Genomic DNA, 19,408 nt, shown 5'->3' with positions numbered 1-19,408 from the left:
TAGCGAAAGCGAGTCTGAATAGGGCGATAAGTTGCACTGAGTAGACCCGAAACCAGGTGATCTATCCATGTCCAGGGTGAAGCGGGAGTAAAATCTCGTGGAGGCCCGAACCGTCACAGGTTAAAAACTGTTCGGATGAGGTGTGGATAGGGGTGAAAGGCCAAACAAACCTGGAGATAGCTGGTTCTCTCCGAAATATATTTAGGTATAGCCTTAAGCGTTTCTTGTTGGAGGTAGAGCACTGGATGGGCTAGGGGTCTCACCAGATTACCAAACCTAACCAAACTCCGAATACCAACAAGTTAGAGCTTAGGAGTCAGCCCGCGGGAGCTAAGTTCCGCGGACGAGAGGGAAACAACCCAGACCGACAGCTAAGGTCCCCAAATCTATGCTAAGTGGAGAAGGATGTGGGAATGCCCAGACAACCAGGAGGTTGGCTTAGAAGCAGCCATCCTTTAAAGAAAGCGTAACAGCTCACTGGTCGAGTGGATCTGCGCCGAAAATGTATCGGGGCTAAAGCATAGTACCGAAGCTTCGGATTGTATTTATACAATGGTAGGAGAGCGTTGTGTTGTCGCAGAATCGTTGGCGCGAGCCAATGTGGAGATTACACAAGTGTCCATGCTGACATGAGTAGCGATAAAGCGGGTGAGAGACCCGCTCGCCGATAGCCCAAGGTTTCCTGAGTAAAGCTAATCTGCTCAGGGTTAGTCGATCCCTAAGGCGAGGCCGAAAGGCGTAGTCGATGGAAAACAGATTAATATTTCTGTACCACCTCGTTATCGTTTGAGAGAAGGGGGGACGCAGGAGGGCAAGTCATCCGTCTGTTGGAATAGACGGTTCAAGCTGGTAGGCTGATCGGATAGGCAAATCCGTCCGATCTTAAGGCCGAGAAGTGATGAGGAGGAGCTTAGCTCCATAAACTGACTGCACCCATGCTGCCAAGAAAAGCCTCTATCGAGATAGCAGGTGATCGTACCAAAACCGACACAGGTAGGCAGGGAGAGTATCCCGAGGCGCTTGAGAGAACTCTGGTTAAGGAACTCGGCAAAATGATACCGTAACTTCGGGAGAAGGTATGCCCCCTATGGTGATTAATTTTCATTATAAGCTGTGGGGGGCCGCAGAGAATTGGTGGTAGCGACTGTTTACTAAAAACATAGGACTCTGCAAAGTCGCAAGACGAGGTATAGGGTCTGACGCCTGCCCGGTGCCGGAAGGTTAAGGGGATTTGTTAGCTTCGGCGAAGCACTGAACTGAAGCCCCGGTAAACGGCGGCCGTAACTATAACGGTCCTAAGGTAGCGAAATTCCTTGTCGGGTAAGTTCCGACCTGCACGAATGGCGTAACGACTTCCACACTGTCTCAACCAGAGACTCAGCGAAATTGGAATGGCGGTGAAGATACCGTCTACCCGCGAAAAGACGGAAAGACCCCGGCACCTTTACTACAGCTTGACATTGGATTTTGGGATATGATGTGCAGGATAGGTGGGAGACTTGGAAGCATGCTCGCCAGAGTGTGTGGAGTCACCCTTGAAATACCACCCTTCATATTTCAGTGTTCTAACCTCGACCCGTAATCCGGGTTAGGGACAGTGTCTGGTGGGTAGTTTGACTGGGGCGGTCGCCTCCCAAAGAGTAACGGAGGCGCGCGAAGGTTCCCTCAGGCTGATTGGAAACCAGCCGTAGAGTGCAAAGGCATAAGGGAGCTTGACTGCGAGAGAGACATTTCGAGCAGGTACGAAAGTAGGTCTTAGTGATCCGGCGGTTCTGAATGGAAGGGCCGTCGCTCAACGGATAAAAGGTACGCCGGGGATAACAGGCTTATCGCCCCCAAGAGTTCACATCGACGGGGCGGTTTGGCACCTCGATGTCGGCTCATCACATCCTGGGGCTGGAGCAGGTCCCAAGGGTTTGGCTGTTCGCCAATTAAAGTGGTACGTGAGCTGGGTTTAAAACGTCGTGAGACAGTTTGGTCCCTATCTTTCGTGGGCGCAGGATATTTGAGGAGATCTGATCCTAGTACGAGAGGACCGGATTGGACCAACCAATGGTGTTCCAGTTGTCGCGCCAGCGGCATTGCTGGGTAGCTAAGTTGGGTATGGATAACCGCTGAAAGCATCTAAGCGGGAAGCCAACTTCAAGATAAGATATCCCATACGCAAGTACTGAAGACCCCTCGAAGACTACGAGGTTGATAGGCCAGGTGTGTAAGCATGGTAACATGTTCAGCTAACTGGTACTAATAGGTCGTGAGGCTTAGCCACTTTTTTCCATAAACAAGATTAAACGCTTTAATGCAGACATATTGAAATTTACTACAACAGATAACAAATTAGGATCCCTGGGACATGTAGAAGAACATCAATCAGAAGTTCCAAGATCCAGCCATTTTAATCCGGTGGCAATGGCAAGGCGGCCACACCCGTACCCATCTCGAACACGGAAGTTAAGCGCCTTAGCGTCGATGGTACTGCATGGGAGACTGTGTGGGAGAGTAGAACGCCGCCGGATTATTCTTTAAAAGCCCTGATCATAGAAATATGGTCAGGGCTTTTTTATTTTTTCGAAATACGGCCTTTTATGCAGAGTACTGCCTTTTATTCGGTTGAGAGTATTTATTCCTTTTGATAAAGAGGGTCCCCGGGGTATGGCTATGGCATTTCCATCGCGACCACACCCGATCGTAGGCAAGGCAAGCGCCTTAGATCGATGGTGGACACCAAGGGGACCATTTGGGAGAGTCGGCTGAAGCCCACACTTAGAACCTTGCCGGGTTATTCTTCAAAAGGCCCAATCACGATACTCGTGGTTGGGCCTTTTGCGTTTGAAGGAATGTTCAGAATTCTGTGTCACGGTTTCGGTTCCCGGATCTGCCTCAGCGCCAGCGGAAGTAAAAGTCAGGTCCGAGAATGGGCCTTCAATCAGCCACGTCGGAGGAGTTGACTTTTGCTGGAGTGGAGTTCCTGGAACCATCTTTTCCATCTGTAAATAAATCCCTATCAAATTCCCAGCTCTTTATCCAGCCGGCCTTCAAAGAAAATTGCCAACTGGGAAATTGTCAGTGACCAATTTTGAATCGGCATTGTCCATTTTTTACTGGCGTTCTGGATCCCCATGTAAAGCAGCTTTAACAGGCTGTCCTGGTTCGGGAATGATCCCTTTGTTTTGGTCAGTTTTCGAAACTGTCGATGCACAGCCTCAATGGTATTTGTGGTGTATATTATCCGTCGAATCTCTTCTGGATATTTAAAGAAATGACTGAGGCGTTCCCAGTTGTTCCGCCAGGATTTTATCACAATCGGGTATTTGTCATTCCATTTATTTTCCAAGATATCCAGTTCTTCTTCGGCCAGATCCTTATTGACCGCTTTATAAACACGTTTTAGATCTGTCATAAATTCCTTTTTATTTTTGGAACCAACGTATTTCAATGAATTTCGGATCTGGTGGACTACGCAGAGTTGAACTTCTGTGTCCGGGAATATGGTCTCAATGGCCTCGGGAAAACCTTTTAGACCATCAACACAGGCAATCAGGATATCTTTTACCCCTCGGTTTGAAAGGTCTGTTAACACCTGCAGCCAGAAGTTCGCACCCTCATTCTCGGATATGTACAGCCCAAGAACCTCTTTGCGGCCCTCGATATTCACCCCAAGAATTGTGTAAACGGCTTTGCTGCTGACCTTTCCGTTTTCTCGTACTTTATAATGTATGGCATCAAGCCATACGATTGGGTACACATTTTCCAACGGCCTGGCCTGCCATTCTTTGACGGTATGGATGATTTTATCGGTAATGGTGCTCAGAGTGGCATTTGAAATCTCAAGTCCATAGATTTCCTGTAAATGGGAAGCCATATCATTATAACTCATGCCCAGGCCGTAAAGGGCTATTATCTTTCTTTCAATTTCATCGCTGAGCGTTGTCTGATGTTTTTTGACGATCTGTGGAGAGAAGGTTCCGGCCCTGTCACGCGGGGTTTCCAGCTCAAATTTACCATCCAGGGATTTAATGGTCTTTTTGCTTTTTCCATTACGGCGGTTGGCAGAAACTTCCTGCCCGAGATGGGACTCCAACTCTCCTTCAAGAGCAGCTTCAGCAAGATTTTTGATTAATGATGTAAGGACGCCGCCCTTACCTGTGAAGGGTTTACCTTCCTGGATGCCTTTAAGGGCTTTTTGAAAATCAAATTCGGTGTTTTCTTCGGTCATGTCAGTTCTCCTTATTTAGCTGAGTATATCAGCTTTCATTCAACTGACACAGAATTTTGAACGCCCTCTCCTGAGTGCCTTTACCCTTCCCGGTCACCTGGTTCGGCAGATTAATGCCTATGCGCCGGTTTCAGCAGACGCGCTTCCCCAATCACTGCACCAGGTTCAATTGTCGGATAATGGTTATTATATCGGCAACGATGAAGATGGACCGGAAATTGGCGATCTAAAGATTCGGTTTGCCGCGGTAATGCCAACGGATATTACCCTGGTTGCCCAGCAAAAAAAGGACTCTTTTGGGCCGTATACCACAAGTACCGGAGGTCAGATCGAAGAATTGTCCGTCGGCCTTTTTTCAGCTGCCGCCATGTTTAAAAATGCCCAAAGCGCCAACACCTTGTTGGCATGGGGACTTCGTTGCCTTGGCGTCTTTTTGATGATGATCGGATTTTTCCTGTTGCTTAACCCCCTTTCCGTGATTGCCGATGTGGTTCCTTTTATTGGAAATATTGTTGAATTCGGTATCGGCATCATTGCCTTTCTTTTAACCTTGATCCTGTCTGCAATCGTGATCGCCATTGCCTGGATTTTCTACCGGCCGGTTATTGCCCTGCTTATTTTAACCGGTGCTGTTGTGGTTGCTTTTCTTGCGGTAAGAGCTAAAAAAAGGCAGTGATGTCCGGTTAGGTTTTTGCTTGCTCAATAATTTTTTGATCTTTGACAATATTGTCCCTGTTTGAACTATGAGAGCCCTGCTCCTCGCAGCCAAACAGGTCATTTAGAATGGCGGTTCGCAGCTGCCGAACTCTTTTGATCGTGACCTTTTCATTAAACTGTTTTTGGCAATGGATTGCCAGTAACAGGTAAGTGATAAGGCCGCCAAGAATCTGAACCATAAGGCCGTATTCACTGCGGGCAATGAGATGATATACCTTCAGATGTTCTTTCCACCATTTGAAAAAATCCTCAATGGTCCACCGGAGTTTATAAATTGTTGCTATTTGTTCCGCTGTTAAATCATGCCTGTCAGTTGCCACATAGTATTTGACGCCAGCAATTTTATAGCCAACAACCCGAACAGGCCTTTTCGTCTGGTTTTGATTCGGAGTACCAAGTTTAACCAGTGCATCATAAAAAATGTAGCTGTCGGAAGGGGTCTCGTGGTTATCAATAATTGTTCTTGTTGTCCTGGTTTTTATACGGCAGACAAAATGTTTGCCTTGCTCCTGAAGCAGGTCAAATTCTTTATGGGATTGATATCCACGATCCATAACACCTGTTTGCCCCTTGGAAAGTATTTTGGGAACAAAAGTGCGTTCAGCGCCGTTGCCTTCAGTCAAAAAGATTTTGTTTGGGATTCCGTGATTAATGTCAAATCCGCAATGTACTTTGGCTTTTTTACTTCCTTTTCTGTAGTTCGCCCAGTGCATTGAAAGGACTGCATTTATGAGACTACCGTCAATGGAAACCAACTCTCCTAACTCGGCGTGTTCACCCGGATGACACTCAAGAGCCTGTTTATAAAGATCCTCAAAGATAAATTGCAGTTGTTCGAGTCCCCTGTGATTGATGGCTTCACAGAAACTACTACGGCTGATACCACCGTCTGGCGCAATATTTTCTTTAGCAAAAACATTCTCCTTGAGATCCTGAATTAAATGTCGGGCAGACTTGTGCTCCTGAAGATGGAAATAAACCAAAGCATTTATCTGGTCTTCGAATGTCATTTTTAAAGGGCGGTCTCCTCGAGATTGTAATTCCGGTGCTTTTGAAAGTGACTTTATCAGAGGGCACCTGAAATTGTCAAAGTTCAGGGACCGTAGTTGTTTTTTAGGGACTGAGATGTGCGTCATTTGAGCTCCTTGAGTTAAATTTTCAAGGCGCACAAAAATTTTTACGCACATTTGTCAACACAAAACAGACTGTTTTTTCAATGATTTTAGATGCTTTTTATATGCAACAACCTAACCGGACACTACTGTTTATAATTATATCTCATTGATAAAAGTCACCAAATTTAATAAATGTACATTTAAAGCCAAACAAAAATATTTTTTTATTTGAATCAGGTAAAAGGAGAATCAAAATGAGCGCTGATGCAGACTTTGATCAATCTGACCTCGCAGTTGAAAGGGAAGCAAAATCACGGAAAAGAGTTCCACGAAACTTAGTTACCATTGGAATTGGGGGAATTGTTATATTTTTCATTGCTGTTTTTATCGTGACCAGATTCTTTACAACCATACCGGCAGGTCATGTAGGCGTTGGTACCTTGTTTGGCAAAGTTCAAACAAGTATTTATACAGAAGGGATTCACATTATCAATCCGCTTGTAAAAATAACCTTATTTGATGCAAGACAGAAAACTTACAAAGAGACCATGGGCGTTCCTTCCATTGACCAGTTGATTACAAAATTTGAGCTGTCCATACAATATCGTCTGATTAAAGAGCAGGCACCGATAATGCTCAAAGAGACCGGCACACCACAGGAGGTTCTTGAGGTTCACATGATGCCGCTTTTACGAAGCCAGATGCGGGAAATTGGTAAAAGCGTTGCAAGAGCCGAAAATTTTTATGAACAAGCTGTTCAGCAAAGAATTCAAGTTGAGTTGCTTTCCGGCCTTTCTATCCTGGCAAAAAAAGGCATCAAAATTGAAAAGCTTTTAATCAGGGAAGTAACATTGCCAAGTATCATTACCAATGCGGTAATGAGAAAAAAAGAAGCAGCCCAAGCAGCAGAAAAAGCCAAAGAAGAACTTAAAAAATTTAAGGTCGACCAGGAGAGAAAGGAGGCACAGGCAGTCGCTGAAAAAAGAGCCGCATTAATTCAAGCGAACAAGAAAAAAGAAGTCATGTTAATAGGCGCCAATGCACAATTGGAGGCCGCCAGGATAGAAGCTCAATCCGTTCTTGTAAGGGCGGATGCAGAAGCTAAAGCCAAACGTAAAATCATTGATGTAATAACATTGGAAGGATATTTAAAACTTGAAAGCATGAATGTTTTAAAAGAGCTTCAGGACGGGAATCATTTGATTATTCTTGACCCAAATACAACCTCTCCTTTACCTTTTTTGAATTTGGATAAATTTAGAAAATAAAAGCATAACGCCTGAAGGATTAGTAACCGTGCCGCGACACGATGCTCGGTGCTAATCCCATGGTTTAAGACGCCGCATAAAACGTTCCATCCGGCCCGGGGCCGCTGAGCCGTCTTCAGGGTTCTGTTGCAAAAAACATTCCCTTCCGTGAAGACGAAAGCAGAGTCAGAAAGGGGAACTCTCCTGAGACTTTTGCAGCGATTCGGCATATTGCATTAAATTTATTACGGAACAATAAGACATTTAAAGGGAGTGTAAAAACCAAAAGGTTGAATGCTGCTATGGATATCAAATATCTGGAGGAAGTTATGTTTGGATGATACTTGAACCAATCAAAACTATAGGCACTTTACAATATTTACATGCGTGAGCCCTGTCAAGATAGCGCCTGCGGGTTGATTAAAATCATATTTCCTAGTATCCTAAATTTTTTTTTATTCATTTGGATATTACCAGCACATGATGCGGACATTGATTTTTCGTACCGGGTGGGCCGTTTTTCTGGTCTTGGTTTTTCTTATTTGCGGATGTCGGGAAAATTCGCCCCCCCCCCCAGAGCCGTTAACGGGGTTCTGGACCTGAGAAATTGGGATTTTGAAGCCCGGGGCCCTTTGCCCCTGGCCGGTGAGTGGCAGTTCTTCTGGCAGTGTTTTGTCATGCCCCAAGACCTTGGGATGCCCAATGAGTTGACCCCCTCACTGATCAATGCTCCCGGTGCCTGGAACCAAACAAGCATACAGGGACAAAAGATAAAAGGCCATGGGTTTGCCACCTATGCCCTTAAGATTCTTCTCCCCCCGGGACACCAAAGGTTTTCATTAAAAACACTGGATATGGCCACTGCCTTTCGATTGTTTGTCAATGGAAAAGAGATTGTTGGTGCGGGCATCCCGGGAAAAACCTCTGTTGAAAGCGTTCCTCAATACTTACCGACCATTGTTGATTTTGAGGGGCCTGGCAGTCAGATGGATCTGGTGGTTCATGTCTCCAATTTCCACCATTGGCAGGGAGGGATGTGGGAGGCTGTCTTTCTGGGGCTTCCCAAAGATATCCATGCCATGCAGAATCAGCGGATGGGCCTGGACCTTTTTTTGCTGGGGGCCATTCTCATCATGTGCCTATACCAGATCGGCCTTTACGGTGCCCGGAGGCAGAACCGGTCGGCCCTGTATTTTGGACTGTTCAACTTTTTCATTGCCCTGAGGCTCATGACCTGCGGGGAGCGTATACTTGTCCAGGCCTATGATGGATTGAACTATAGATTTTTGCTCATTCTGATTTACCTTTCCGTTTATTGGTCTGTTCCCATTTTTATCCTTTATGCCCGGTCCTTGTTTCCCAAAGAGGTCTCGTCCAGGGCGGTTCGATTGTTGAGCTTGACAGGGCTTGGGTTTTCCATGGTTGTGATGTTTACACCCACCCGGATTTTTAGTCTTTCCATGCCCTATTTCCAGGTTATCACGCATAGGCGTCCTGGGGTACGGGATGTGGGCCGTGGGAAAGGCGGTGGCGAACAGGCGAAAAGGATCTTTGATTTTTATTCTCGGGTTTTTGTTTATCCCTCTGACCGTTGTCAACGATATTCTTTACACCCGGCAGGTCATTTTTACCATCCACCTGGTTCCTTTGGGCCTTTTTGTCTTTATTTTTTCCCAGGCATTGTTATTGTCCAACAGGTTTTCCCACGCCTTTTCAATGGTTGAAAAACAATCGGTAAAATTGTCGGTTACCAACACGGCATACGAGGCGGAACTGGACAGCCGGACCCGGGCGGAGGCAGAGCTTAATGCCTCCAAGGAGCAATACCAGAAGCTGATCCAAGACTCTCCGGACGGGGTTTGTATCATTAAAAATGAAAAGATTGAATATGTGAATTTAAGGTTTGTGGAAATGGCCGGGGCCACAAGGCAGGAGGTTGAGGGGTCTTCTTTTATTGATTTTATTCACCCCCTTGACAGGGAAAAAACGGTTCTGTTGCAAAAAATATTTCCAGGACAAAGAGATCGTTCAGGCGTAAAATTTACGCAGCATAAGAAAACAGATTTTCGACGAATTCTTTCTGCTTTAAAATTTCTCCCTTCCTAATATTTTTAACTTGTCCTTTTCTGATCATGTTCATAATTTCATAGCCTTTTAGCGTCCGCCAGGCAGAATGAAATGTCTTGAACCCCATACCAGCTCTGACAAGCTTTTTGATAAACCGGTGGTCTTGCTCAATAATATTGTTCAGATATTTATTCTGTCTTAGGATACAGTCCTTATTCAGAAGCTTTTTTTCTTTCAAAGCCTTTACTGCCGGAGGATATGCAGGATTTCCGTCAACACTCAGAACCCGAGGTCTGGAGCTATTGGAAGCTCGCAGCATCTTTTTAAAAAATCGTTTGGCAGATTCCATATTACGTCTGCTGCGAAGAAGAAAATCGATGGTATTTCCACGGGAATCGACCGCTCGGTAAAGATACTTCATTTTCCCCCGCACCTTGATATATGTTTCATCAATACGGTAAGAATCATTTGATTGCCGCAGATACTTCCTGCTTCGCTTTTCCATTTCAGGAGCATAGCGCTGAACCCATCGGTAAATGGTACTGTGATCCACAGACAAGCCCCGTTCTTGCATCATCTCTTCCAGATTCCTGTAACTCAGTTGATATCTCAGATACCAGCGAACATTCAATAGGATGATTTCTTTTTCATAATGACGCCACTTGAAAGGGTTTTCATTTTTCATACTATCTTTCTGCAAACAAATTAGTGCCAAAACGGACTTGTATCAGACATTAATAATTTTTTGCAACAGAACCGCTCGCAGCATCTTTTTAAAAAATCGTTTGGCAGATTCCATATTACGTCTGCTGCGAAGAAGAAAATCGATGGTATTTCCACGGGAATCGACCGCTCGGTAAAGATACTTCATTTTCCCCCGCACCTTGATATATGTTTCATCAATACGGTAAGAATCATTTGATTGCCGCAGATACTTCCTGCTTCGCTTTTCCATTTCAGGAGCATAGCGCTGAACCCATCGGTAAATGGTACTGTGATCCACAGACAAGCCCCGTTCTTGCATCATCTCTTCCAGATTCCTGTAACTCAGTTGATATCTCAGATACCAGCGAACATTCAACAGGATGATTTCTTTTTCATAATGACGCCACTTGAAAGGGTTTTCATTTTTCATACTATCTCTCTGCAAACAAATTAGTGCCAAAACGGACTTGTATCAGACATTAATAATTTTTTGCAACAGAACCGAAAAAACCATTGCCCGATATTCCTCAGCCGTTGCGACCAAAGAGGTGATCGGGACCTTTCACGTCAGGGGAAAGGATAAACAGGACAGGACCCGTTACCTTGATTTGAGCGCATCCCTGATTCAATGGGAGAATAAATCAGCCATCCTATGCTTTGTCAGGGATGTGACCGAACAGGTTCAAACCCGGGAGCTTTTGATCCAGTCTGAAAAAATGCTTTCCGTGGGCGGCCTTGCCGCGGGCATGGCCCATGAAATCAACAACCCCCTGGCCGGGATGGTACAGAGTGCCCAGGTGGTGGTCAACCGGCTGGCTCCGGGGCTTTTGGCCAATGACAAAACTGCCCTTGATGCGGGCACCACCATGGACGCCATCAAGGTTTATGCAGAAAAAAGGGGGATTTTACGGCTGCTTGACAATATGCTTTTGGCCGGAAAAAATGCCGCTGAAATCGTGGATAATATGCTCAGCTTTGCTCAAAAGCCTGGGTTGGAAAAGCAATCCTGGGATCTTTCAGCGGTCCTGGACAAGACTTTACGTCTGGTGCGGACCGATTTTACCCTGAAGGATGGGTATGATTTTAAAAAAATCAATATCCGCAAGCAGGTTGAGCCGGGGGTGAAAAAGGCGCTTTGCGAGGAGAGCAAGATCAGGCAGGTATTGCTGAATTTGTTTAAAAATGCCGCCCAGGCCATGGCCGAAGAAGAGGAAAATAAATCTCCTGAAATTAATGTCTGCATTTTCCAGAAAGAAGAGCGATGCTGCATCTCTGTGGAGGATAACGGTCCGGGCATGGAAGAAACGGTGCGCAAACGGATATTTGAGCCCTTTTATTCCACAAAGGAGACCAGTGCCGGCACAGGGCTTGGTCTTTCTGTCTCTTATTTTATTGTGACCGAAGATCATGAGGGACAAATGGACGTGGTTTCAACCCCGGGCCAGGGAACGAAATTTACCATCTGCCTGCCTGCAGATCAAGAAAAGGCCTGAACTGATAATATCCAGATCCCTCAAATTGTCAGTTTCTGACCTTCAGGTTATGAAAGGTTCGGGTGTTTAACCTTGGGTTGATGATTGCTTTTCCATCTGCAAGTGGTGAACAAAAAAATCTTTGAACTCATCTTGGCGGTGGCTGACATAGAGGATGGTGGTGATTTTTTCTTCTTCTGCCCGGGCCAGAAAGTTTAACAGGGCTTCCCGGTTGGCCCGGTCCAGTCCCTGGGTGGGTTCGTCTAAAATGAGCAGGCAGGGCAGTTTGATCAAGGCCCTTGCAATGAGCACCAGCCGCTGGTCCGCATAGGAAAGGGCGCGAAACGGGGTCTGGGCTCTATGCCTTAGGTTGATCCGTTCAAGCCATGTCATGGCGGTTTTTATCTGGTCGTTTTGGGGTCTGGTATAGAGGCCGATGGAGTCGAACAGCCCGGAAAGCACACAGTCCAGGGCACTGCCCGGCACCATGTGGTTCTTGTGCAGGTCCGGGCTGACAATGCCCATGTTTTTTTTCAGTTCCCAGATGGATTCCCCGGTGCCCCGCCTGATGTTGAAAAGCCATAGCCGGTTTTGATAACAGGCCGGGTGATCCCCTGTGATGACCTGGATCAGGGTGGACTTTCCGCATCCGTTTGGCCCTGAGATCAGGGTATGGTCGCCTTTGCAGACAACCAGGTCAAGGTTTTGAAATACGGGTTTTCCAAGGTAGCCGGCTTTCCCGTTTTCAAGGCGGACCAGTTCTTGGCCCTCTCTGGACCCGGTTGCTGGGCTGTTCATGGATTTTTTTTTATCCTGTTTTAGAATGTCATCCATTGATACCTTGAAGTCAGGTCGAACCGTGAGGCTGGGCCAGTGGTTGAGGAGAATATCCTTTTCGCCTGAAAATGCCAGCCGGCCCTGGTCCATGATGCCTAGATGGGTGGCCCAGCAAGGGATGTCCTCGGGATTATGGACCGTGATGATGATCTGAATACCCTGGGCCAAGAGTAGCAGTTTCCTGTACTGGCCTGTGGAAAGCTGTGAAATTCCCTGGTCCAGAACCTTGTCCAGGTCAAAGGCCCGGATCAGTGCCCTGTGGTCTTCAGGGCAAACGAGAAGGTCCCTGGCCGGGGTCCCCGGATCAATGCGGTCCATGAAGTCGGTATCGTTGTTTTTTAATTCCTGTTCAAACCGGGCCTGTTGATCGGCGAATGAAAATAGACCGCAGCTAGTGGGACGCTGGATCTGGCTCTTGGACGTCTCTTCGGTCTCTTCTGCCAAAAGGGTGAAAAAATCTTCAATGCCTGAGCGGTTGCTGCCGTGAATACACCAGGCCTGACCCGGACAAGCCTCAAAAAATTCAATCTTTATCCTGTCCGAGTGATAATTCGTTATTTTCATGCCAGGCATTCAACCAGTTTCAACGGGATGAGGCAAGAAAAAAAAGGTAAAAAAGAAATGAAAATCTCTCTGGCTTGACCCGGATCTTTGGACATGAGATCATGCCCCTGGTTTGAGTATGGATTTTATCCGGGAGAATACAAAACTAATGCAGACAGCCCCCAAAAAAATATATGTGGATGTGGATGACGTGATTTCAAAAACCACTGAAACCTATACCCGGATTGTGGAGCAGGAGTTTGGAAGAAAGGTGGCATTTGAGGCCCTGACCTCCTTTGATCTGAGGGCCTCTTTTCAGCTCACGGAAAATGAGTTTCATTATTTTTTTGACCGGGTGCATCAGCCTGATTTTCTTTTAGGGTTTGCGCCTGTGGACGGGGCCGTGGAAACCTTGAGATCCTGGGCGGACCAGGGGCATTGTATTGATATTGTCACGGGCCGGCCAAGTTCTGCCCGGCAGGTGACCCTTGAATGGCTTGAAAACCAGGGGGTTCCCCATGATAATTTTATCATGGTGGATAAGTACCAGCGCCCGGGAAATGATCTGTCCATTGCCATTTCCAAGACAGAGCTGGCCTCAAGGCCCTATGACCTGGCCGTTGAGGATTCAGGGGAGATGGCCTTGTTTTTGGCCAGGGAAATGGGGGTGGTGACCGCATTAAAGGATCGGCCCTGGAACTGGGACTGCCCGGATCATGACAGAATGATCCGCTGCCCTTTCTGGGAGGACATCTCTGCCCTGGCCGCCAATTGAAAATCCCCTTGATAAAAGAATTGATCTTTATGTATAGTCGTTTCAACCATATTTTCTTCACAAGCCCTGGCTTAGATGTGGAGAGGTATGGATAAATATTAATTTTACCAGAGACGATGTGTATGGATTTCCGGTTTGACAAGTTGATGGATGACATTGGAAAAAAAATTCTCAAGAGCCTTGAGGCTGACGCCAGGATTTCGTACAGCCGTCTGGGAAAGGTGGCCGGGCTGTCCACCCCTGCGGTGACCGAACGGGTCAGGAAGATGGAGGAGGCCGGCATTATCCTGGGATACCATGCAAGGATAAAAAAAAAACGCGCCCAATCCAGGGTTACGGCATTTATCGAACTGGATGCGGCTTGCGGGCTTTACGATCGGGTCAAGCAGACGGCGGCTCGTATTTCCCAGGTAATTGAATGCCATCATATCAGTGGCCGGTCCGCCTTTATTCTCAAGGTAAAAGCGGGTTCCGTGGCTGATCTTGAAACGGTTGTGGCAGGGTTCAGCCCCTTTGGCAAAACCCGGACCAGTATTGTTCTTTCCTCCTCAAAGGGGGAAGATCAGGAAAATTAGGCCAAAACCTGATCCAAAAGTAAAAGGAGAAACCCAATGGCAGTGGGATGGGCCCGGGACGGGGCCGTACAAGAGCAGATCGATGCAGGCATAGATGACGGGGTAAAGCTTGCAAGAAGCCGGCTGCCCAAAGGAAAGAGCCTGACCCATTGCGCCCTGTGCGAAGAAAAAATTCCCCGGGCAAGGCAGAAGGCCGTGCCCGGGGTAAGACTCTGTGTGACCTGCCAGGCTGAACTGGAAACCCGGCAGGAAAAACAGGGCGGAATAAATCGAAAGGGAAGCAAGGACAGCCAGTTAAAATAAGGAAAAGACCCCAAGGCAGATTTAAAAACCCTATGTCCAACAGGGTCATCGCATGTAACTTTTATTAAGATTCGTCCTTACCCGGCTGGAATAGGTGAGGGGGATTCCGTTAAATCTTAAGCGGTCGTCCTGACCGCTTAAGAAGCGGAAATGATCGGACCTATGCCGTCCTGGCGGGCCGCTCATTTACGCCACTCCACCCCCTTCACCCTATCCCAGCCTGGCTCTCCTGGCTTGCTATAGTATATGAGCATCGAACAAAATTTTCCTAGACATCGCTGCACAGATACGATATATATGGCAATAAACACAAGGAGTTGCCAATGAACGAAAAAAAATCTCTTGAAACTTTTTTTGACAATATTCAGGACCCCAGACACCACAATAAGCTTCATAATTTAATTGATGTCGTCATCATCGCAATTTGTGCGGTAGTTGCTGGCGCAGACACTTATGAGCAAATTGAAAACTTTGGCAAAAAGAGAAAAAGGTGGTTGTCAAAATTTCTAAGCCTTCCCCATGGGATACCCTCCCATGACACCTTTGGCAGAATTTTTGAAAGGATGAACCCGAATGAATTTCAGAGCAGTTTTATGCACTGGGTTCAGTCGGTTGCAAAGATGACCAAAGGTCAAGTCATTGCAATCGACGGCAAAACTCTAAGGCGTTCACACGATACCTCCAATGATAAGAAAGCCATTCATATGATCAGTGCGTGGGCTTCGTCTAATAAAGTGGTTTTAGGGCAATTAAAAACCGAAGAAAAATCAAATGAAATTACGGCCATTCCAAATCTTTTAAAACTTTTAGATATCTCGGGCTGCATTATAACCATTGATGCCATGGGCACTCAAAAGAAAATCGCTGAAACCATAATAAACAAAGGGTGTGACTATGTCCTTGCCCTGAAAGAAAATCATAAAACCTTGCATGATGAAGCGGTACTTTTTTTCAATAAAATGGAAGAAATGAAAAATCAGGGGTACCAGTTTAATGAACAGACCAGTGTTGACGGAGGGCACGGTCGAGTCGAAACGCGCAGGGCTGTGATAACCTCTGATATTGATTGGTTTGAAGATAAAAAAAGTTGGAAAGGTTTGAAAAGTATTGGAATGATTGAATCCACCCGGGAAATGGACGGCCAGATCAGTCATGAAAAGCGATATTATATATCGAGCCTGGATAGCGACCCCAATATTTTTGGTAATGCTGTCAGGAGGCATTGGGGAATTGAAAATTCAGTGCATTGGGTATTGGATATTGCGTTCCGTGAAGACGAAAGCAGAGTCAGAAAGGGGAACTCTCCTGAGAATTTTGCAGCGATTCGGCACATTGCATTAAATTTATTACGGAACAATAAGACATTTAAAGGGAGTGTAAAAACCAAAAGGTTGAATGCTGCTATGGATATCAAATATCTGGAGGAAGTTATGTTTGGATGATACTTGAACCAATCAAAACTATAGGCACTTTACAATATTTACATGCGTGAGCCCTGCTATGTCCAAGGTCTTGATTGACATTGACAATTTCGTGATATACAAATGAGATCAACTTCAATTTATTTGGATCCCAAGGATATTGATATGGTGCCGGAAAACAGCAGGGAAAATGAACGTTTTAATCTTGAACTCCCAATGAACCTGACGGTGAGTGATCCTGTAACCCAGACCTCAAAAATGACATTGAAAACCCGGAATATTTCATCTTCCGGGGCATTGATTTCGACCAACCTGCCCATGGCCGTGGGCACCACCCTGGAAATCGATATTGATATCCCCTTGGAAGCCCTCAGGGAATTAAAAGGGGACAAGGCCAAGGTTGCCCTTAAAGGCCAGGTTGTAAGGGTCTCGGGCGAAAATACCGCCCTGGCCTTTGGCAGGGATTGCGAATTCCAGTTTCTCTCAGATACCCCGGCGCCCAAAGCCCATGACTTGACCCGGCGGGAAAAAGAGATCCTTGATTTGATCTCATCGGGGTTTTCCAATCAGAAGATTGCCGATGAATTGTTTATCAGCCCCCATACCGTCAAAACCCATCTTCAGAATATTTTTGGGAAAATCAATGTAAAACAGCGGCTCCAGGCGGCGCTATGGGCAGCCAAGCACCTTTAATTTTTTTTTTTGCTACCCGGCTTAATCAGGGCCGGGACCGTATCAACGGCAGATCTTTTTGATGCAGGCCCCGGCGTGTCCTCCCGGGGCCTGATTGTTTTTTATACCTGACCTGAATCCCAAAGCCCTTTGCTTCTCAGATCTTCCACAATGGCCTCGGCTTTTTTGATGAGCCCTATTTTATCCACCTTGGTGGATCTTGTCAGGGGAAATTCCTGGTCAGACGGCCAGATTTCCACATGGGCCGGCCGCTTATAGGCGGCAATGGCCTTGCAATGGGCCATGACATCTTCAGGGGTGATGGTTCTGCCCGGCTCGGGTCGGACAAAGGCAAATATGCCTTCGGCAAACAGGGTGTGTTTCATCCCGATGATTTCGGCGATTTCCACCCCTTCCATCCCCGCGATATGTTCTTCCACCTCGCCCGGGAAAACATTATACCCTTTTTGCTTGATGACAAATTTTTTCCGTCCTGAAAGATATAAGGCCTTGTATCCGTCCATGGGTTTGAAAAATCCCATGTCCCCGGTGTAGAGGATGCCTTCCTTGGAAATGGCTGACGCCGTGGCCTCGGGCTGGTTATAATACCCTAAAAATACAATGGGAGGGTGGTAGCAGATTTCTCCGATCTCATTGTCAGGGACTTCTTGTCCGGCAGTCTGGTCGGCGTTCATGGGTTTTCTGATGCTGACCCGGGCAAGGTCGTCAAAGGCTTGCCCCACCTGTCCGACCATCTCCTCAATGGGAATGTCATGGGGGGTGAATGTGCCGAAACCTGCATTTTCGGTCATGCCGATGCCGGTGCCGAATTTCGGGGCCATGGCAGCCATTCGTTTTAAAAAGCCGGTGTCCACGGCAGATCCGCCGTATGCCACAAATTCAAGGGAGGACAAATCATAGGCGTCATAGTCAGGCAGGTTCCATAGCATGCGGAACATGGTGGGAATCTGGCCTAGAGCCGTGACCTTGTGGGTCTGGATGGCCTCCAGACTGGCCTTGGCATCAAATATTCTCAAAAGAACGGTTTTGCCTCCCAGATAGAGGGTGGTCATAAAGGTCTCGGTGACACAGCCCACATGGGAGGGGGGCAGATTGACCAAACAGACAAAGTCCTCGCCTTTGACATCGCTGCCAAATCCCCGGGCCAGGACCTGGTTCTGGACAATGATGTTTTCATGGCAGAGCACGGCGGGTTTGGGTTCTCCTGTGGTGCCCGTGGTATAGATGATCAGGGCCGGGGTTCTTGTGTGGATGTTGGCATAGGCGCTTTTAAGCCTTCCTGTGACCATCTCCTTGAGTTTGAGCCAGATCAGCTTTTTTTTGTCCATCATATCGGTGATGGCCATGGCCCCCTGTGCAAGGTCTCCGGGTTTTGGATCCGGAGTGAACTGGATCAAATGCTTTACCGAGGGGCAGTCTTTTAGAACGGATTTTCCCACTTCCCTGAAATCTTTGACAGGGGTGTTGCCCAGAAAGAAAAAGGCCTTGGGCTGGATTTTATTGACATCCCTGACCACTTCAGATTCGGTGAGTCTGACATCCAGAGGCGCAAAAATCGCCCCGATTTTAAAACAGGCATACATGAGGATCATGTGCTCGGGCACCAGCACCAGCTGGGTGGCCACCCGGTCCCCCTCTTGGATGCCCATGTCCAGCAGGCGCAGGGCAAAAAAATCAATGAGCTGGGCAAATTTTTTATAGGAGATCTGTTTATTATCCTCATGCTGAACCATGGCCACATGGTCTGGCCGGGCTGCTGCCCATTTGTCAATGTAATCGTTGAGTCTGGCAAGTCTTTGGGGCGCTGTCATGAGGGGGTCCTTTCAATTTTCATATAGCCGTTGCGGATGGCTTTTTGGTTATCAGCATTGAGCACTTCAAAAAAAATATGGGTAAATCTATCTTCCTTTCGGGTCTCCAGGCAGCAGATGTCAATCTTGGTACCGGGCAGGACCATGCCGGTGAATGAACAGGCAATTTCCTTGACGGTTTCAGGGTCAGCCTCTGCCTCTGTGTTGATCAGTTCTCTGACCGCATAGGCCAGGGTGCAGGTGCCCTGGAGCAATATGCCGGGCAGGCCCACCTCTTTGGCAAATTTTGGAGAGGTATGAATGGGGAACTCAATATTGGTGCACCCGTCATATACATAGGGGGCCAGAGGATCGACCTGCAGCGGTTTTGTCCATGGGGGCGGGCTGCTGGGATCAGGCAGAGGCACTTGGGGCAGAGACTCTGATCCGGCGCCATGATCGCAGTCCACCCCCCTGAGCATGGCCCCGATGTGTTCGGTGAACACGGGCCTGTGTTTCTGGTCCGAAGCATTGATTTTGATTATCGCATGGGTACCTGCCCTGTGGGGGGCGATGGAGACAATTTCTCCGTCCAGAAAAAGGCTGTCTTCCGGCCGCACCAGGCGATGGATTATCAGGTGCTCGGTATAGTGGACCTGGGTGAAAAGCACCTCCTTGGGAAAATTGTCTGAATGGATAAATTCTCCCAGCCGGCTGAGCACGGGCCAGGTCACGGCCACAGGAAAGGTGGGGGGCGCCATAATTCCTTTTTCCCGGGTATCGTCAAAGTAAAGAGGGGTGTTATCCCCAATGCCTGCGGCAAAGTTGGTGGTCTGCTGCCAACAAATATCAGCGGTATGGGGTTTAAGCCGGGTTCCGACCATCTGACTGGAAAGCTTCATGGCGTTTCTCCAAAAACAAGGGCTTGATAA

16 protein-coding genes, 2 rRNA genes and 1 pseudogene (1 of these 19 cut by a window edge) are annotated in these 19,408 nt (G+C 47.2%); 12 read left to right on the top strand and 7 right to left on the bottom strand.

Annotated elements, in window-relative coordinates; all coding sequences use genetic code 11:
* A 23S ribosomal RNA gene (locus HUN05_01775) occupies positions 1-2,276 on the top strand; it begins 711 nt to the left of the window's first position.
* A gap of 123 nt (positions 2,277-2,399) precedes the next feature.
* Positions 2,400-2,516 (top strand): 5S ribosomal RNA (rrf, locus tag HUN05_01770).
* Positions 2,517-3,004: 488 nt separating this feature from the next.
* On the opposite strand, the gene HUN05_01765 is transcribed toward rrf, so the two are convergent.
* Positions 3,005-4,216 (bottom strand): IS256 family transposase, encoded by a 1,212-nt coding sequence (locus HUN05_01765; GenBank protein WDP84042.1) that lies wholly within the window; start codon positions 4,214-4,216, stop codon positions 3,005-3,007.
* A gap of 19 nt (positions 4,217-4,235) precedes the next feature.
* Between HUN05_01765 and HUN05_01760 the strand changes: the two genes are divergently transcribed.
* Positions 4,236-4,892 (top strand): hypothetical protein, encoded by a 657-nt coding sequence (locus HUN05_01760; GenBank protein ID WDP87882.1) that lies wholly within the window; start codon positions 4,236-4,238, stop codon positions 4,890-4,892.
* A 7-nt stretch (positions 4,893-4,899) separates the two neighbouring features.
* Here HUN05_01760 and HUN05_01755 read toward each other — a convergent pair whose 3' ends face one another.
* Positions 4,900-6,069, bottom strand: coding sequence for an IS4 family transposase (locus HUN05_01755; protein ID WDP87881.1), 1,170 nt, complete (start codon positions 6,067-6,069; stop codon positions 4,900-4,902).
* 233 nt (positions 6,070-6,302) lie between these two features.
* Here HUN05_01755 and HUN05_01750 point away from each other — a divergent pair, with 233 nt between their 5' ends.
* On the top strand, positions 6,303-7,316 hold the full coding sequence (locus HUN05_01750) for a prohibitin family protein (protein WDP84041.1): 1,014 nt from the start codon (positions 6,303-6,305) through the stop codon (positions 7,314-7,316).
* Between the two features lie 1,494 nt (positions 7,317-8,810).
* Entirely contained in the window at positions 8,811-9,401 is a 591-nt protein-coding gene (locus tag HUN05_01745; GenBank protein ID WDP84040.1) for a PAS domain-containing protein, read from the top strand.
* Here the strand turns inward: HUN05_01745 and HUN05_01740 are convergent.
* Positions 9,337-10,047, bottom strand: a complete 711-nt coding sequence (locus HUN05_01740) for an IS6 family transposase (GenBank protein ID WDP84039.1) — start codon at positions 10,045-10,047, stop codon at positions 9,337-9,339. The genes HUN05_01745 and HUN05_01740 overlap by 65 nt on opposite strands.
* 42 nt (positions 10,048-10,089) lie before the next feature.
* The gene (locus HUN05_01735) at positions 10,090-10,497 is read right to left on the bottom strand and encodes an IS6 family transposase (GenBank protein ID WDP84038.1); all 408 of its coding nucleotides are present in this window, start codon (positions 10,495-10,497) and stop codon (positions 10,090-10,092) included.
* A 37-nt stretch (positions 10,498-10,534) separates the two neighbouring features.
* Between HUN05_01735 and HUN05_01730 the strand changes: the two genes are divergently transcribed.
* Positions 10,535-11,560 carry a HAMP domain-containing histidine kinase gene (locus HUN05_01730; GenBank protein ID WDP84037.1) on the top strand — a complete coding sequence of 342 codons (1,026 nt, stop codon included), beginning with the start codon at positions 10,535-10,537 and terminating at the stop codon, positions 11,558-11,560.
* Between the two features lie 66 nt (positions 11,561-11,626).
* Here the strand turns inward: HUN05_01730 and HUN05_01725 are convergent, their stop codons facing one another.
* Positions 11,627-12,940 carry an ATP-binding cassette domain-containing protein gene (locus HUN05_01725; GenBank protein ID WDP84036.1) on the bottom strand — a complete coding sequence of 438 codons (1,314 nt, stop codon included), beginning with the start codon at positions 12,938-12,940 and terminating at the stop codon, positions 11,627-11,629.
* Between the two features lie 148 nt (positions 12,941-13,088).
* On the opposite strand from HUN05_01725, the gene HUN05_01720 reads away from it, so the two are divergent.
* From HUN05_01720 to HUN05_01695, 6 genes and pseudogenes are all read left to right on the top strand, one after another.
* A complete protein-coding gene (locus tag HUN05_01720) occupies positions 13,089-13,694 on the top strand; it encodes a bifunctional metallophosphatase/5'-nucleotidase (GenBank protein ID WDP84035.1) in 606 nt (201 codons plus the stop codon).
* A 122-nt stretch (positions 13,695-13,816) separates the two neighbouring features.
* Positions 13,817-14,269, top strand: a complete 453-nt coding sequence (locus HUN05_01715; GenBank protein ID WDP84034.1) for an Lrp/AsnC family transcriptional regulator — start codon at positions 13,817-13,819, stop codon at positions 14,267-14,269.
* A 36-nt stretch (positions 14,270-14,305) separates the two neighbouring features.
* Positions 14,306-14,572, top strand: coding sequence for a DksA/TraR family C4-type zinc finger protein (locus tag HUN05_01710; protein ID WDP84033.1), 267 nt, complete (start codon positions 14,306-14,308; stop codon positions 14,570-14,572).
* Between the two features lie 323 nt (positions 14,573-14,895).
* Complete coding sequence (locus tag HUN05_01705; protein WDP84032.1) at positions 14,896-16,014, top strand: ISAs1 family transposase; 1,119 nt, start codon at positions 14,896-14,898, stop codon at positions 16,012-16,014.
* A gap of 102 nt (positions 16,015-16,116) precedes the next feature.
* A pseudogene (locus HUN05_01700) lies at positions 16,117-16,488 on the top strand (PilZ domain-containing protein).
* The gene (locus HUN05_01695) at positions 16,441-16,686 is read left to right on the top strand and encodes a response regulator transcription factor (GenBank protein WDP87880.1); all 246 of its coding nucleotides are present in this window, start codon (positions 16,441-16,443) and stop codon (positions 16,684-16,686) included. The pseudogene HUN05_01700 and the gene HUN05_01695 overlap by 48 nt, the downstream one beginning before the upstream one ends.
* A 101-nt stretch (positions 16,687-16,787) precedes the next feature.
* Here the strand turns inward: HUN05_01695 and HUN05_01690 are convergent, their stop codons facing one another.
* Both HUN05_01690 and HUN05_01685 read right to left on the bottom strand, forming a co-directional pair.
* Positions 16,788-18,497 carry an acyl--CoA ligase gene (locus tag HUN05_01690; protein WDP84031.1) on the bottom strand — a complete coding sequence of 570 codons (1,710 nt, stop codon included), beginning with the start codon at positions 18,495-18,497 and terminating at the stop codon, positions 16,788-16,790.
* Complete coding sequence (locus HUN05_01685) at positions 18,494-19,378, bottom strand: MaoC family dehydratase N-terminal domain-containing protein (protein ID WDP84030.1); 885 nt, start codon at positions 19,376-19,378, stop codon at positions 18,494-18,496. Before HUN05_01685 ends, HUN05_01690 begins: the two co-directional genes overlap by 4 nt.
* Positions 19,379-19,408 lie beyond the last annotated feature (30 nt).

Source organism: Desulfobacter sp. (assembly GCA_028768545.1).
Classification (GTDB): Bacteria; Desulfobacterota; Desulfobacteria; order Desulfobacterales; family Desulfobacteraceae; genus Desulfobacter.
Note: the sequence above shows the minus strand (reverse complement) of the source record. Positions and strands in the feature narration are given on the sequence as shown.